Genomic DNA, 13,896 nt, shown 5'->3' on the forward strand with positions numbered 1-13,896 from the left:
CATTGGTCAGGGCCGGTTTTTGACCGTTTGTCCGCTGTCCAGGCCGCTTTTGGCGGCGTTCGCGACTATAGCAGTAATGATTAAGTGCTTCAATTCCATAAAAAATTGATATCATCCGCGCCATGACGACTACTGCCCCCTCGACCCCAGGCGTACAACTGCTTGAGGTCTCGCCGGAATATGCCGGCCAACGTATTGATAACTTCCTTCTCGCTCGGCTCAAAGGCGTGCCCAAGACCTTGATTTACCGCATTTTGCGTAAAGGCGAAGTGCGAGTGAACAAAGGCCGGATCAAGCCCGAATACAAGCTGCAGGCGGGCGATATCGTGCGCGTGCCGCCGGTTCGCGTGCCTGAACGCGACGAGCCCGTGCCGCTGGCCCAGGGCCTGCTGCAGCGGCTCGAAGCCTCGATTGTCTATGAAGACAAAGCGCTGATCGTGATCAACAAGCCTTGCGGCATTGCGGTTCACGGCGGCAGCGGCCTGACTTACGGCGTGATCGAAGCCTTTCGTCAGTTGCGTCCGGATTGCAAGGAGCTCGAGCTGGTTCACCGCCTGGACCGTGACACTTCCGGCCTGCTGATGATCGCCAAGAAACGCAGCATGCTGCGTCACTTGCACACGGCCTTGCGCGGTGATGGCGTGGACAAGCGCTACATGGCGCTGGTTCGCGGCAACTGGGCGGCATCGATCAAGCAGGTCCGTGCGTCGCTGGGCAAGAGCAATCTGCGTTCCGGCGAGCGGATGGTCGAGGTCGACGAGGAGGAGGGCAAGGAATCGGTGACCGTGTTCAAGGTCCTGCGTCGATTCGGCGACTTTGCCACCCTGATCGAGGCCAAGCCAATCACTGGCCGGACTCACCAGATCCGTGTTCACACCTTGCACGCCGGGCATTGCATTGCCGGCGACACCAAGTACGGCGATGACGATTTCAGCAAGGAAATCCGCGATCTGGGCGGCAAACGCCTGTTCCTGCATGCGTACATGCTGACCGTGCCGCTGCCGGATGGCGGCGAACTGAAGTTGCAGGCGCCTGTCGACGAGATGTGGGCCAAGACTGTGGAGCGCCTGAGTGCACCCCTCTGATTACAAACTGCTGATTTTCGATTGGGACGGCACGCTGGCTGATTCCATTGGTCGGATTGTCGAAGCAATGCACGTAGCGTCCGAGCGTTCCGGTTTTCAGTTGCGCGATGACTTTGCTGTCAAAGGCATCATCGGTCTGGGCCTGCCGGAGGCGATTCGCACGTTGTACCCCGAGATCAGCGATACCGAACTGGTGGCGTTTCGCGAGCATTATGCGGACCACTATATCGCCTCTGAAGCCGTGCCTTCGCCGTTGTTCGAAGGGGTTGTCGAGTCGATGGAGGCGTTCCGCGCCGAGGGTTATCATTTAGCCGTTGCTACCGGCAAGGCGCGTCGCGGACTGGATCGGGTGCTGAAGGCGCACGGCTGGGAAGATTATTTCGATATCACCCGTGCCGCCGACGAAACCGCCAGCAAACCCCATCCACTGATGCTTGAGCAGATCCTCGCCCATTGCGAAGTTCGCCCGGAGCAAGCGTTGATGGTCGGCGATTCGTCATTCGACCTGCAGATGGCGCGCAACGCCGGCATGGATTCGGTGGCGGTCAGCTACGGCGCGCAATCGATTGAAGCGCTGAAGTTGTTCGAGCCGGCGCTGGCTATTGACCGTTTTTCAGAATTGCATGCCTGGCTGAGTCAGCGGGCTTAATTAGTTTTTGCCGGGGTAGATGGCCATGACCGACGAATGGAAAGCGCCCGCCAAGCCGAGCGCAGAGAGCGGTGACGAAAAAAGCTGGAAGCTGCTGGAAAAGACCCTGCTCGCCAGCGTGCAGGAGCAGCGTCGGTCGCGTCGCTGGGGGATTTTCTTCAAGTTGCTGACCTTTGTGTACCTGTTTGGCGCGTTGATTCTGTTCACGCCGCTGATGGACATGGAAAAAGCCGCCACTCGCAGCGCCAATTACACTGCGCTGATCGAAGTGACGGGCATGATCGCCGACAAGGAGCCCGCCAGCGCTGACAACATCGTCGGCAGCCTGCGTGCCGCCTTCGAAGATAAGAAGGTCAAAGGCGTCATCCTGCGCATCAACAGTCCGGGCGGCAGTCCGGTGCAGTCCGGCTACGTGTATGACGAGATTCGCCGGTTGCGCGGCTTGAACCCGGACACCAAGGTTTACGCGGTAATCTCCGATCTGGGGGCTTCCGGTGCTTATTACATCGCCAGTGCGGCGGATCAGATTTACGCCGACAAGGCGAGCCTGGTGGGTTCCATTGGCGTGACGGCGGCCGGTTACGGGTTTGTCGGCACCATGGAGAAGTTGGGTGTCGAGCGTCGGACTTATACGTCGGGCGAGCACAAGTCGTTCCTCGATCCGTTCCAGCCGCAGAAGCCTGAGGAGACTCGGTTCTGGCAGGGCGTGCTCGATACGACGCACCAGCAGTTCATCAACAGCGTCAAGACGGGTCGTGGCGACCGGCTCAAGGACAAAGAGCATCCGGAGTTGTTCTCCGGGTTGGTCTGGTCCGGTGAGCAGGCGCTGCCGCTGGGGTTGATCGATGGTCTTGGAAATGCCAGTTCGGTGGCGCGTGATGTGATTGGCGAGAAAGAGCTGGTGGACTTCACCGTTCAGGAATCGCCGTTCGATCGCTTCTCGAAGAAACTGGGCGCCAGCGTGGCTGAGCAGTTGGCGATGTGGATGGGCTTCCAGGGTCCGTCGCTGCGCTGATCTTCCGGCTACATAAAAAAACCGGCCCAAGTGGCCGGTTTTTTTGTTGGCGCCCACATCCTGTAGGAGCCGGCTTGCTGCGGGCGGCTCCTACAGGATTTTGTTGTGGTGCAGATTGGGGCGTTCCCTTGTAGGAGCCGGCTTGCCGGCGATGGCGTCCTCAAGATCAGTGAAGGGCTCGGCAACCGTCAGGGGATTTGCACCCCTTCAGCCAGCAGCATGTCGATCAGACGAATCAGCGGAAGGCCGATCAGGCTGGTGGCGTCAGGGCCTTCGGTGCGTTGAAACAGGCTCACCCCCAAACCTTCGGCCTTGAAGCTGCCAGCGCAATCGTAGGGCTGTTCGGCGCGCAGGTAGCGTTCGATGCGTGCGGTGTCGAGTGTGCGCATGTGCACGGTGAACGGCACGCAGTCGACCTGGCAGTGTCCCGTCTGGCTATTGAGCAGGGCCAGGCCGGTCAGAAAGGTTACGCTGGCGCCGCTTGAGGCCAGCAACTGCTCGCGAGCCTTTTCGAAGGTATGGGGTTTGCCGATAATGCGCTCGCCGAGCACTGCAACCTGGTCGGAGCCGATAATCAGATGGGCAGGGTGGCTGCCGGCAAGAGCCCGGGCTTTTTCTTCGGCGAGGCGCTTTACCAGTTCGACGGCGGCCTCATTCGGCCGATGACTTTCGTCGATGTCCGGCGAGCTGCAGGTGAACGGCAGCTGCAAGCGGGCCAGCAATTCCCGGCGATACACTGAGCTTGAAGCGAGTAATAAAGGCAGCATGCGCATCTCCAGAAGACAGGCGCGAATTCTAGCGAGGCTTCCAGGTGACGGACAGGGCTGAATTTCCTTTGACATGGCTGGGTGCATCCCTATAATGCTGCGCCTATGTTGAATGACCCGATTCCACCTCACGTTGACCCGCGCAAATTGGCTGACCGTGGCACCACCCTTCAAGGTGAACTGCTGCTGGCCGATTTGGAGAGACTCTGCGACCCGCTTTCCGACAATGTCGGTACGGTGCAGGCTAAATTCGTTTTTGAACGAGATGAACGTAAGTCTGTGGTAATCCACAGCTTTATCGACACCGAAGTCAAAATGGTTTGCCAGCGTTGTCTTGAGCTGGTCACCCTGCCGATCCACAGCGAATGCAGTTATGCTGTGGTGAAGGAGGGTGCGAATACCCAGTCGTTGCCGAAAGGTTATGACGTGCTGGAACTGGGCGAAGATCCTTTGGATCTGCAGTCACTGATCGAGGAGGAGCTTCTGCTCGCCTTGCCCATTGTGCCTGCTCATCATCCGGAAGAATGCCAGCAGCCGGCGGGTCTCGATGAGCCCGAACCGAGCGAGGACGAGGTAACGCGGTCCAACCCGTTCAGTGTATTGGCGCAGTTAAAGCGTGACCCAAACGTTTAGGAGTTAATCAATTATGGCTGTTCAGCAGAACAAAAAATCCCGCTCCGCCCGTGACATGCGTCGTTCGCACGACGCTCTCGAGGCTAGCACCCTGTCTGTAGAAAAAACCACCGGTGAAGTTCACCTGCGTCACCACGTATCGCCAGAAGGCGTATACCGTGGCCGTAAAGTGATCGACAAGGGCGCTGACGAGTAATCACTTGTCCGCTCAAGTCATCGCGATTGACGCAATGGGCGGGGACTTCGGTCCCCGCAGCATTGTTCAGGCCAGCCTTGCTTGTCTGATTGCTACACCCTCGCTGCACCTGACCCTTGTCGGTCAACCCTCCCTTCTTGAAGAATTGATCGCTGGCCAATCGGCTGTGGATCGCTCGCGCCTGTCGATTACCCCGGCATCCGAAGTGATCACCATGGACGAAAAACCTGCCCAGGCCTTGCGTGGCAAGCCGGATTCGTCGATGCGCGTGGCGCTTGAGTTGTTGCGTGATGGCAAGGTTCAGGCCTGCGTCAGCGCCGGCAATACCGGCGCGCTGATGGCCTTGTCACGGTTCGTGCTCAAGACCTTGCCGGGCATTGATCGGCCGGCCATGGTCGCGGCGATTCCGACGCAGAAGGGTTACTGTCAGTTGCTCGACCTGGGCGCCAACGTCGATTGCAGCGCCGAGCATTTGCTGCAGTTTGCGGTGATGGGCTCGGTCGCGGCGCAAACCCTGGGCATCGTTCGTCCACGGGTTGCATTGCTGAATATCGGCACCGAAGACATCAAGGGCAATCAGCAGGTCAAGCTGGCGGCGACCTTGTTGCAGAGCGCTCGCGGCATCAACTACATCGGTTTTGTCGAAGGTGACGGTTTGTACCGTGGCGAGGCGGATGTGGTGGTGTGCGACGGTTTTGTCGGCAATATTTTGCTCAAGTCCAGTGAAGGTCTGGCGACCATGATTGCCGGGCGAATTGAAGCGCTTTTCAAAAAAAACCTCGCATCGAAAATGGTGGGCGCCCTGGCGCTGCCGCTGATGAAGCGTCTTCAGGCTGATCTGGCGCCTGCTCGGCATAACGGCGCAAGCTTCCTCGGGTTGCAGGGGATTGTGGTGAAAAGCCACGGTTCGGCAGGGGTTCAGGGCTTCCAGAGTGCGATTCAGCGAGCCTTGATCGAGATCCAGGAAAACCTGCCGGAACGCATTCACGGTCGTCTGGAGGATTTGTTGCTTTAGGCGTTTTCGTCGGACAATGCTTAAATGTGACCGCTCAGTTCAATTTGCCATCCAACTGTCAGTTTCTTGCGTCCCCCAAGCGGGACGTCAATTCTCCGACGACAAGATCATTAGGGGCTTGTTACATGTCTGCTTCCCTCGCATTCGTCTTTCCAGGACAGGGTTCGCAGTCCCTCGGCATGCTGGCCGAGTTGGGCGCGCAACATCCGGTGGTCCTCGAAACATTCAAAGAAGCATCCGACGCGCTCGGTTACGACCTGTGGGCACTGACCCAGCAAGGACCGGAAGAGCAACTCAATCAAACCGATAAAACCCAGCCGGCCATTCTGACCGCCTCGATCGCCTTGTGGCGTCTGTGGCTGGCGGAAGGTGGTGCGCGTCCGGCTTACGTTGCCGGTCACAGCCTGGGCGAGTACAGCGCCCTGGTCGCTGCGGGCAGCCTGAGTCTGGGCGACGCGGTGAAACTGGTGGAGCGTCGCGGTCAGTTGATGCAAGAAGCCGTTCCGGCCGGGCAGGGCGGTATGGCTGCCATTCTCGGTCTGGACGATGCTGACGTACTGGCAGCCTGTGCCGAAGCGGCGCAAGGCGAAGTGGTCAGCGCGGTCAATTTCAACTCTCCGGGTCAAGTCGTGATCGCCGGTGCCAAGGCTGCGGTCGAGCGCGCCATCGAAGGCTGCAAGGCCCGTGGTGCCAAGCGCGCCATGCCGTTGCCGGTCAGCGTACCGTCCCATTGCGAGCTGATGCGTCCAGCCGCCGAGCGTTTCGCCGAGTCGATCGCTGCGATCAACTGGCAGGCGCCACAGATTCCTGTGGTACAAAACGTCAGCGCGAACGTGCCGGCCGATCTCGAAACCCTCAAGCGCGATCTGCTTGAGCAGCTCTACAAGCCTGTGCGCTGGGTTGAATCGGTCCAGGCGCTGGCCGCCAAGGGCGCGACCCAGTTGGTCGAATGCGGCCCCGGCAAAGTGCTGGCAGGCTTGAACAAACGCTGCGCCGAAGGCGTGTCGACATCCAACCTCAATACCCCAGAAGCCTTCGCTGCCGCCCGTGCAGCGTTGGCCTGAATCAGGAGAAGCTTGCATGAGTCTGCAAGGTAAAGTTGCACTGGTCACCGGTGCGAGCCGCGGTATCGGCCAGGCCATCGCCCTGGAACTGGGTCGTCAGGGCGCCATTGTTGTGGGCACCGCGACATCCGCCTCGGGTGCCGAGCGCATCGCCGCTACCCTGAAAGAAAACGGTATTCAAGGCACTGGCCTGGAACTGAATGTCACCAGCGACGAATCCGTTGCCGCTGTGCTGGCGAGCATCCAGGAGCAGTTCGGTGCGCCGGCGATCCTGGTCAACAATGCCGGCATCACCCGCGATAACCTGGTGATGCGCATGAAAGACGACGAGTGGCATGACGTCGTCGATACCAATCTGAACAGTCTGTTCCGCCTGTCCAAGGGCGTTCTGCGCGGTATGACCAAAGCCCGTTGGGGACGAATTATCAGTATTGGCTCGGTTGTGGGTGCCATGGGCAACGCAGGCCAAGTAAACTACGCTGCCGCCAAGGCAGGTCTGGAAGGTTTCAGCCGTGCTCTGGCGCGTGAAGTCGGTTCGCGTTCGATTACGGTAAACTCGGTGGCCCCTGGGTTCATCGACACCGATATGACCCGCGAACTGCCCGAGGCACAGCGTGAAGTCTTGCAGGCGCAAATTCCGCTGGGTCGTCTGGGGCAAGCTCAAGAGATCGCGTCTGTGGTCGCTTTTCTTGCATCCGACGGTGCGGCTTACGTTACTGGGGCTACAATCCCGGTGAACGGCGGGATGTACATGAGTTAAATGTGACGGGTTGCTTCAAAAAAATGTCATACGAGCTGTCTAAAATCCGTTATAAAGCTGCAATCTATTTATAGGCAGAGGGTCACGGGGTTTGAGGAGTGAAGCTTTCAGTTGAAAAACTGAAAAGTCTTTCTATACACTTACCCACTGGCCAGCTGCCTGAATTTGTCCATTAGGAGTGAAAACAAGGTATGAGCACCATCGAAGAGCGCGTCAAGAAAATCGTTGCTGAGCAACTGGGCGTTAAAGAAGAAGAAGTGGTCAACACTGCTTCCTTCGTTGAAGACCTGGGTGCCGACTCCCTTGACACCGTTGAGCTGGTGATGGCTCTGGAAGAGGAATTCGAGACCGAAATCCCTGACGAAGAAGCTGAGAAGATCACTACTGTACAAGCTGCAATCGACTACGTTACTAGCCACCAGGCGTAATAGTTTGTAATCGTTGCTTGCTGTCATGGAAAAACCGCACTGCCATCATGGCGTGCGGTTTTTTCTTTAGGCCTGATGCAAAGTCGTCATTTGAAAAAGGAGAGTGCTGTGTCGCGTAGACGCGTCGTAGTCACCGGTATGGGTATGTTGTCGCCACTGGGCACGGATGTGCCGAGCAGTTGGCAGGGCATTCTGGCTGGCCGTAGTGGCATTGGTCTGATCGAACACACCGACCTTTCTGCCTATTCCACCCGTTTTGGCGGCTCGGTAAAGGGCTTCAATGTCGAGGAATATCTGTCGGTCAAGGAAGCTCGCAAGCTCGACCTGTTCATTCAGTACGGTCTGGCCGCAGGTTTTCAGGCGGTGCGTAACGCCGGTCTTGAAGTCACCGACGCCAACCGTGAGCGCATCGGCGTGGCCATGGGTTCGGGTATTGGCGGTCTGACCAATATCGAAGAAACCAGCCGCACGCTGCATGATTCCGGCCCACGACGGATCTCTCCGTTTTTCGTGCCTGGCTCGATCATCAATATGATTTCCGGTTTCCTGTCGATCCACCTGGGTGCACAGGGACCTAACTACGCCATCGCCACCGCGTGCACCACCGGTACGCACTGCATCGGCATGGCAGCCCGCAACATCATGTACGACGAAGCCGACGTGATGATTGCCGGCGGCGCCGAGATGGCCGCTTGCGGTCTGGGCATGGGCGGCTTCGGTGCCTCCCGCGCGCTGTCGACCCGCAACGACGAGCCGACCCGCGCCAGCCGTCCATGGGACAAGGGCCGTGACGGCTTCGTCCTGTCCGACGGTGCCGGTGCGCTGGTGCTTGAAGAGCTGGAACACGCCAAGGCTCGCGGCGCAACCATCTACGCCGAGCTGATCGGCTTTGGCACCAGTGGCGATGCCTACCACATGACGTCGCCGCCGGCTGACGGTGCGGGTGCTGCTCGTTGCATTTCCAACGCCCTGCGCGATGCGAAGATCAATAGCGATCAAGTCCAGTACATCAACGCCCACGGTACATCGACTTCGGCCGGCGACCTTGCCGAAGCTTGCGCGATCAAGTCGGTGTTCGGCGATCACGCCTACAAGCTGGCGGTCAGCTCGACCAAGTCCATGACCGGTCACCTGTTGGGTGCGGCGGGCGCAGTCGAGGCGATCTTCAGTGTGCTGGCGATCAATAGCCAGGTGGCACCGCCGACCATCAACCTCGACGAGCCGGACGAAGGCTGCGACCTGGACTTTGTGCCGCACACCGCGCGCAACATGGACATCGATGTGGTCCTGTCCAACTCCTTCGGGTTTGGCGGTACCAACGGCTCGCTGGTGTTCCGCCGGTTCGCTGACTGATGGACAGCTGGGTCGACGGTCAGCCGGCTGACGCTCTGTCGCTGAAGGATCGCGGCCTGGCTTACGGTGATGGTCTGTTCGAGACCATTGCCGTGCGGAACGGGCAGCCGCTGTTGCTGGACCGGCATCTGTCGCGCCTGGCGCAAGGCTGTTCACGCCTGGCGATCACGGCCGATCACGCGCTGATCCGCAGCGAGCTGCTGGCCTACGCCGCAGCACTGGGCGAGGGCGTGCTCAAACTCATCCTCACCCGCGGCGACAGCCTGCGCGGTTATGCGCCTGACCCTGCGGCCCAGGCCCGACGCATTCTTCAGGGCAACCCGCCTGCCGCTTACCCTGTCGTACATGCGGAGCAGGGCGTTCGCCTGTTTCCTTGCGCCACACGACTGTCCAGACAACCCTTGCTCGCCGGGCTCAAACACCTGAACCGTCTTGAGCAAGTCATCGCCCGTTCCGAATGGCAAGACACCGAGCATGCCGAAGGCTTGATGCTCGATCAGGCCGGGCGGGTGATTGAGGGTGTGTTCAGTAATCTGTTCCTGGTCCGCGATGGCGTGTTGATCACTGCCGATCTCAAGCGCTGCGGTGTGGCCGGTGTGATGCGCGCCGAATTATTGTTTCAAGCCGAGTCGCTGGGGATTCCCACGCAAATCACCGACATCACCCTCGAACAGCTGCAATGGGCTGATGAGGTCTTTATCTGCAACAGCGTGTATGGCGTTTGGCCGGTGCGCGCCTATGCAGCTCTGAGCTGGCCGGTTGGGCCGCTCACCCGTAAACTCCAAACCATTGCCCGCGCGCTACTGGATGCTTGATACGTGAGACGTAAATTCTTGCTGCTGCTGGAAACCGGACTGGTTCTGGCAGGGCTGTGTCTGGGCGCTTCGGCCTGGAAGATTCATTCGGCGCTGGAACAGCCGCTGAACATTACCCAGGAACAACTCCTGGAAGTGCCCAAAGGCACGACACCCACCCGCACTTTCTATCGACTCGAAGCCGATGGCGTCATCAAGGACGCTTTCTGGTTGCGTGTGTACTGGCGCTTCAACCTGGCCGGGCAACCGTTGCACAAAGGTGAGTACCGCATGCAGCCCGGCATGACGGTAGAAAACCTGATCGACCTGTGGAAACGTGGGGAAATGGTGCAGTACAGCCTGACGCTGGTCGAAGGCTGGAATTTCCATCAAGTGCGTGCTGCGCTGGCCAAGGATGAAAAACTTGAGCAGACGCTGAACGGCTTGAGTGATAGCGAAGTGATGGACAAGCTCGGTCACGCCGGGATCTTCCCGGAAGGGCGATTCTTCCCGGACACCTACCGTTTCGTGCGTGGCATGACGGACGTCGAGCTGCTGAAAAAAGCCTACGACCGCCTCGACGAAGTCCTGGCCAAGGAGTGGGGGCAGCGCGCGGCTGACGTGCCGTACACCGAACCCTACCAGGCGCTGATCATGGCTTCGCTGGTGGAAAAGGAAACCGGCGTACCGCAAGAGCGTGGGCAGATCGCTGGCGTGTTCGTGCGGCGCATGGAAATGGGCATGCTGTTGCAGACCGATCCGACCGTGATTTACGGCCTCGGTGATCGCTACAACGGCAAGTTGACCCGCGCCCATCTCAAGGAAGCGACCCCTTACAACACCTACGTGATTAGCGGCCTGCCGCCGACGCCGATCGCGATGGTCGGTCGCGAAGCGATCCATGCGGCACTCAACCCGGTGGCCGGCAACAGCCTGTATTTTGTTGCGCGCGGCGATGGCAGCCACGTGTTCTCCGATGATCTGGATGCTCACAACAGCGCGGTGCGTGAATTTCAGCTCAAGCGTCGCGCCGATTACCGCTCCAGTCCGGCGCCGGTCACCGCACCAGAGGCGACGAATGAGCAGGCTCCGATCCCGGCGGCTTCGCCTGACCCGGCCCCGGAGGCGTTGGCGCCAGTGACGCCGCCAGAGCCGGCTCAAGAAACGACTCAAGAACCTGCTAAAGAGCCCGCTGCTGCACCCGCGCCCGAATCGGATGCAACCGCGCCGCAAAGCCCGCAATGATTCTGACTAAGGACTGCCTGTGACTGGCTTGTTTATTACCCTGGAAGGCCCCGAAGGCGCCGGCAAGAGCACCAATCGCGAATACCTCGCCGAGCGCCTGCGCGCCGCCGGTATTGAAGTGGTGCTGACCCGCGAGCCGGGCGGCACGCCTTTGGCCGAAAAGATCCGCGAGGTGCTGTTGGCGCCGGTCGAGGAGGCCATGGACCCCGACACCGAGTTGTTGCTGGTGTTTGCCGCGCGCGCCCAGCATCTGGCCGGCGTGATCCGCCCGGCGCTGGCCCGTGGCGCGGTGGTGTTGTGCGATCGCTTTACCGACTCGACCTACGCCTATCAGGGCGGCGGTCGCGGTTTGTCGCTGGAACGCATCGCTACGCTGGAAAGCTTCGTTCAGGGCGAGCTGCGCCCGGACCTGACGCTGATTTTCGATCTGCCGGTGGAAGTGGGTCTGGCCCGCGCCAGCGCTCGCGGTCGTCTGGATCGCTTTGAGCTCGAAGGCCGGACGTTTTTCGATGCGGTGCGCAGTGCGTTCCTCAAACGCGCTAAAGCCGACCCGGCGCGATATGTGCTGGTCGACGCCGCCCAGCCGCTGGCGCAGGTTCAACAGTCGCTGGACGCCTTGTTGCCGCGTCTGCTGGAGTTGACCCGTGGCTGAAGCCTATCCGTGGCAGGACAGCCTCTGGCAGCAGTTGGCAGGTCGCAAACAACATGCGCACGCCTATCTGCTGCACGGCCCGGCCGGGATCGGCAAGCGAGCGCTGGCCGAGCGCCTGATGGCCAGCCTGCTGTGCCAGCGCCCGACCGCACAGGACGCTTGCGGTGAATGCAAATCCTGCCTGCTGCTCAAAGCCGGCAGCCACCCTGACAACTACATCCTCGAGCCGGAAGAAGCCGACAAGGCGATCAAGGTCGATCAGGTCCGCGAACTGGTCAGCTTCGTGGTCCAGACCGCGCAGATGGGCGGGCGCAAAGTGGTGTTGATCGAGCCGGTCGAGTCGATGAACATCAACGCAGCCAACGCCTTGCTCAAAAGCCTTGAAGAGCCGTCCGGCGATACGGTGCTGTTACTGGTCAGTCACCAGACCAGTCGGCTGTTGCCTACCATCAAAAGCCGCTGCGTGCAGCAAGCCTGTCCACTGCCAAGCGAGGCCATGAGCCTTGCGTGGCTGGCCAAGGCGTTACCGGACAGCTCGGAAGAAGAGCGTGTCGAACTGCTGACCCTGGCCGCCGGCTCACCGCTGGCGGCGGTGAATTTGCAGGCCCAGGGCGTGCGCGAGCAGCGGGCGTTGGTGGTCGACGGTGTGAAGAAGTTGCTCAAGCAGCAGCAATCGCCGACACAACTGGCCGAAGGCTGGAACGCGATTCCGCTGTTGTTGCTGTTTGACTGGTTCTGCGACTGGTCGAGCCTGATCCTGCGGTATCAGCTGACTCAGGATGAAGACGGGCTGGGATTGGCCGATATGCGCAAGGTGATTCAATATCTGGCGCAGAAAAGCGCTCAGGACAAAGTCCTGAACATTCAGGACTGGATCCTCGCCCAGCGTCAGAAAGTCATGAGCAAGGCCAACCTCAATCGGGTGCTGTTGCTTGAAGCGCTGCTGGTGCAATGGGCGTCATTGCCTACCCAGAAGTGACCGACTGGGCCTATCCTCTGAACATCAGCAGTGGAGGTCAGCATGAATGAAGCTGTCAATCCGGGGCCGCGCAACGGCATTTTGTCCCTGACCATCAAGGACAGCTCCGTGCTCTACGCGGCCTACATGCCCTTCATCAAGAACGGTGGCCTGTTTATCCCGACCAACAAGAGCTACAAGTTGGGCGATGAGGTATTCATGCTGCTGAACCTGATGGACGAGCCGGAGAAAATACCGGTCGCCGGCAAGGTTGCCTGGATCACCCCCAAAGGCGCGCAAGGCAACCGGGCCGCTGGCGTCGGCGTGCAGTTCAACGACGGTGACGACACCGCGTGCAGTCGAATCGAAACCCACCTGGCCGGAGCCCTGAAGTCCGACCGTCCCACTCATACGATGTAAGTTGCAGCCCTTTTTATGCTCGTAGATTCCCATTGTCACCTTGATCGCCTTGACCTCGCCGCCCATGACGGCTCGCTGGATGCCGCACTCGACGCGGCCCGCCAGCGCGGGGTAGGGCACTTTCTGTGTATCGGCGTCAGTGTCGACAACGCCGCCGACGTCAAAGCCCTGGCCGAACGTTATGACGATGTCGACTGTTCGGTCGGCGTGCACCCGCTGGACGTGCAACCGGGCGCTGCGCCAGCGCTGGATTGGCTGCTGCAGGAGCTCAATCACCCGCGTGTGGTCGCGATTGGTGAAACCGGCCTGGATTATCACTACGAACCTGAAGCGGCGGAGTTGCAGCAGGAGTCGTTTCGCCTGCACCTGCAAGCTGCGCAGCAGACCGGCAAACCGGTGATCATTCACACACGCGGTGCCCGGGCGGACACGCTGAACCTGCTGCGCGAGGCCGCGTTGCCCCAGGCCGGCGTTTTGCATTGCTTTACCGAAGATTGGGACATGGCCAAAGCGGCGCTGGACATGGGTTATTACATTTCCCTGTCGGGCATCGTCACTTTCCGCAATGCCGATGCGCTGCGTGACGTGGCCAGTAAAGTGCCCGCCGACCGATTGCTGGTGGAAACCGACTCGCCGTACCTGGCGCCGATCCCTTATCGCGGCAAGCCGAACTTGCCGCAATATGTGCGGGAAGTGGCAGAGTTTCTGGCAATGCTACGCGGTGAATCCTACGAGCGATTTGCCGCGCAGACGACCGAGAACTTCAAGCGACTGTTCCCGCTGGCGCATGTGAAAGGTTAAATCGCAGGCAAAAAAAACCCGGGTTCTGGGGGGTGAATCCGGGTTAAGACCATTAGGAGTA

The 13,896-nt window shown here is 59.9% G+C and carries 17 protein-coding genes; 16 read left to right on the plus strand and 1 reads right to left on the minus strand.

Annotated features, from left to right (window positions below; translation table 11 throughout):
• Window positions 1-122 precede the first annotated feature (122 nt).
• From rluC to sppA, 3 genes are read left to right on the plus strand one after another with little or no spacing between them, the layout of a single operon-like run.
• Window positions 123-1,085: a 23S rRNA pseudouridine(955/2504/2580) synthase RluC gene (gene rluC, locus IB246_RS24840; RefSeq protein WP_008031576.1), complete on the plus strand. Its 963-nt coding sequence runs from the start codon at window positions 123-125 to the stop codon at window positions 1,083-1,085.
• Entirely contained in the window at window positions 1,072-1,734 is a 663-nt protein-coding gene (locus tag IB246_RS24845; RefSeq protein ID WP_008040896.1) for an HAD-IA family hydrolase, read from the plus strand. The genes rluC and IB246_RS24845 overlap by 14 nt, the downstream gene beginning before the upstream one ends.
• Window positions 1,735-1,759: 25 nt before the next feature.
• Complete coding sequence (gene sppA / locus IB246_RS24850; protein WP_032832571.1) at window positions 1,760-2,749, plus strand: signal peptide peptidase SppA; 990 nt, start codon at window positions 1,760-1,762, stop codon at window positions 2,747-2,749.
• A gap of 188 nt (window positions 2,750-2,937) precedes the next feature.
• Here sppA and IB246_RS24855 read toward each other — a convergent pair whose 3' ends face one another.
• The gene (locus IB246_RS24855) at window positions 2,938-3,516 is read right to left on the minus strand and encodes a Maf family protein (RefSeq protein WP_008040893.1); all 579 of its coding nucleotides are present in this window, start codon (window positions 3,514-3,516) and stop codon (window positions 2,938-2,940) included.
• A gap of 105 nt (window positions 3,517-3,621) precedes the next feature.
• Here IB246_RS24855 and IB246_RS24860 point away from each other — a divergent pair, with 105 nt between their 5' ends.
• From IB246_RS24860 to IB246_RS24920, 13 genes are all read left to right on the plus strand, one after another.
• Window positions 3,622-4,149 (plus strand): YceD family protein, encoded by a 528-nt coding sequence (locus IB246_RS24860; protein ID WP_008031588.1) that lies wholly within the window; start codon window positions 3,622-3,624, stop codon window positions 4,147-4,149.
• 13 nt (window positions 4,150-4,162) lie between these two features.
• Window positions 4,163-4,345, plus strand: coding sequence for a 50S ribosomal protein L32 (rpmF, locus tag IB246_RS24865; RefSeq protein ID WP_003179396.1), 183 nt, complete (start codon window positions 4,163-4,165; stop codon window positions 4,343-4,345).
• A 4-nt stretch (window positions 4,346-4,349) separates the two neighbouring features.
• Entirely contained in the window at window positions 4,350-5,360 is a 1,011-nt protein-coding gene (gene plsX / locus IB246_RS24870; RefSeq protein WP_081500214.1) for a phosphate acyltransferase PlsX, read from the plus strand.
• Between the two features lie 125 nt (window positions 5,361-5,485).
• The gene (gene fabD / locus IB246_RS24875) at window positions 5,486-6,424 is read left to right on the plus strand and encodes an ACP S-malonyltransferase (protein WP_008040892.1); all 939 of its coding nucleotides are present in this window, start codon (window positions 5,486-5,488) and stop codon (window positions 6,422-6,424) included.
• A gap of 16 nt (window positions 6,425-6,440) precedes the next feature.
• Window positions 6,441-7,184, plus strand: coding sequence for a 3-oxoacyl-ACP reductase FabG (fabG, locus tag IB246_RS24880; RefSeq protein ID WP_008040890.1), 744 nt, complete (start codon window positions 6,441-6,443; stop codon window positions 7,182-7,184).
• 191 nt (window positions 7,185-7,375) lie between these two features.
• The gene (gene acpP / locus IB246_RS24885; protein WP_003175607.1) at window positions 7,376-7,612 is read left to right on the plus strand and encodes an acyl carrier protein; all 237 of its coding nucleotides are present in this window, start codon (window positions 7,376-7,378) and stop codon (window positions 7,610-7,612) included.
• 108 nt (window positions 7,613-7,720) lie between these two features.
• Window positions 7,721-8,965 carry a beta-ketoacyl-ACP synthase II gene (gene fabF / locus IB246_RS24890; RefSeq protein ID WP_008031595.1) on the plus strand — a complete coding sequence of 415 codons (1,245 nt, stop codon included), beginning with the start codon at window positions 7,721-7,723 and terminating at the stop codon, window positions 8,963-8,965.
• A complete protein-coding gene (gene pabC, locus IB246_RS24895; protein WP_008040888.1) occupies window positions 8,965-9,780 on the plus strand; it encodes an aminodeoxychorismate lyase in 816 nt (271 codons plus the stop codon). The genes fabF and pabC overlap by 1 nt, the downstream gene beginning before the upstream one ends.
• 3 nt (window positions 9,781-9,783) lie before the next feature.
• A complete protein-coding gene (mltG, locus tag IB246_RS24900; protein WP_008040887.1) occupies window positions 9,784-11,004 on the plus strand; it encodes an endolytic transglycosylase MltG in 1,221 nt (406 codons plus the stop codon).
• A 19-nt stretch (window positions 11,005-11,023) separates the two neighbouring features.
• Window positions 11,024-11,656 (plus strand): dTMP kinase, encoded by a 633-nt coding sequence (tmk, locus tag IB246_RS24905; RefSeq protein WP_008040886.1) that lies wholly within the window; start codon window positions 11,024-11,026, stop codon window positions 11,654-11,656.
• Window positions 11,649-12,635 carry a DNA polymerase III subunit delta' gene (locus IB246_RS24910; protein WP_008031605.1) on the plus strand — a complete coding sequence of 329 codons (987 nt, stop codon included), beginning with the start codon at window positions 11,649-11,651 and terminating at the stop codon, window positions 12,633-12,635. Before tmk ends, IB246_RS24910 begins: the two co-directional genes overlap by 8 nt.
• A gap of 42 nt (window positions 12,636-12,677) precedes the next feature.
• Window positions 12,678-13,034: a PilZ domain-containing protein gene (locus IB246_RS24915; RefSeq protein ID WP_008040885.1), complete on the plus strand. Its 357-nt coding sequence runs from the start codon at window positions 12,678-12,680 to the stop codon at window positions 13,032-13,034.
• 15 nt (window positions 13,035-13,049) lie between these two features.
• Entirely contained in the window at window positions 13,050-13,835 is a 786-nt protein-coding gene (locus tag IB246_RS24920) for a TatD family hydrolase (protein ID WP_008040884.1), read from the plus strand.
• Window positions 13,836-13,896 lie beyond the last annotated feature (61 nt).

It is taken from the genome of Pseudomonas sp. PDM01, from assembly GCF_014852325.1.
Taxonomy (GTDB): Bacteria; Pseudomonadota; Gammaproteobacteria; order Pseudomonadales; family Pseudomonadaceae; genus Aquipseudomonas; species Aquipseudomonas migulae.

What these genes read in the sequence shown, in the direction of transcription:
- pabC (WP_008040888.1), top strand. Translation starts at nt 8,965, where the DNA reads ATGGACAGCTGGGTCGACGGTCAGCCGGCTGACGCTCTGTCGCTGAAG.
- IB246_RS24920 (WP_008040884.1), top strand. Translation starts at nt 13,050, where the DNA reads ATGCTCGTAGATTCCCATTGTCACCTTGATCGCCTTGACCTCGCCGCC.
- sppA (WP_032832571.1), top strand. Translation starts at nt 1,760, where the DNA reads ATGACCGACGAATGGAAAGCGCCCGCCAAGCCGAGCGCAGAGAGCGGT.
- rluC (WP_008031576.1), top strand. Translation starts at nt 123, where the DNA reads ATGACGACTACTGCCCCCTCGACCCCAGGCGTACAACTGCTTGAGGTC.
- IB246_RS24915 (WP_008040885.1), top strand. Translation starts at nt 12,678, where the DNA reads ATGAATGAAGCTGTCAATCCGGGGCCGCGCAACGGCATTTTGTCCCTG.
- IB246_RS24855 (WP_008040893.1), bottom strand. Translation starts at nt 3,516, where the DNA reads ATGCTGCCTTTATTACTCGCTTCAAGCTCAGTGTATCGCCGGGAATTG.
- fabD (WP_008040892.1), top strand. Translation starts at nt 5,486, where the DNA reads ATGTCTGCTTCCCTCGCATTCGTCTTTCCAGGACAGGGTTCGCAGTCC.
- acpP (WP_003175607.1), top strand. Translation starts at nt 7,376, where the DNA reads ATGAGCACCATCGAAGAGCGCGTCAAGAAAATCGTTGCTGAGCAACTG.
- fabG (WP_008040890.1), top strand. Translation starts at nt 6,441, where the DNA reads ATGAGTCTGCAAGGTAAAGTTGCACTGGTCACCGGTGCGAGCCGCGGT.
- IB246_RS24860 (WP_008031588.1), top strand. Translation starts at nt 3,622, where the DNA reads ATGTTGAATGACCCGATTCCACCTCACGTTGACCCGCGCAAATTGGCT.
- rpmF (WP_003179396.1), top strand. Translation starts at nt 4,163, where the DNA reads ATGGCTGTTCAGCAGAACAAAAAATCCCGCTCCGCCCGTGACATGCGT.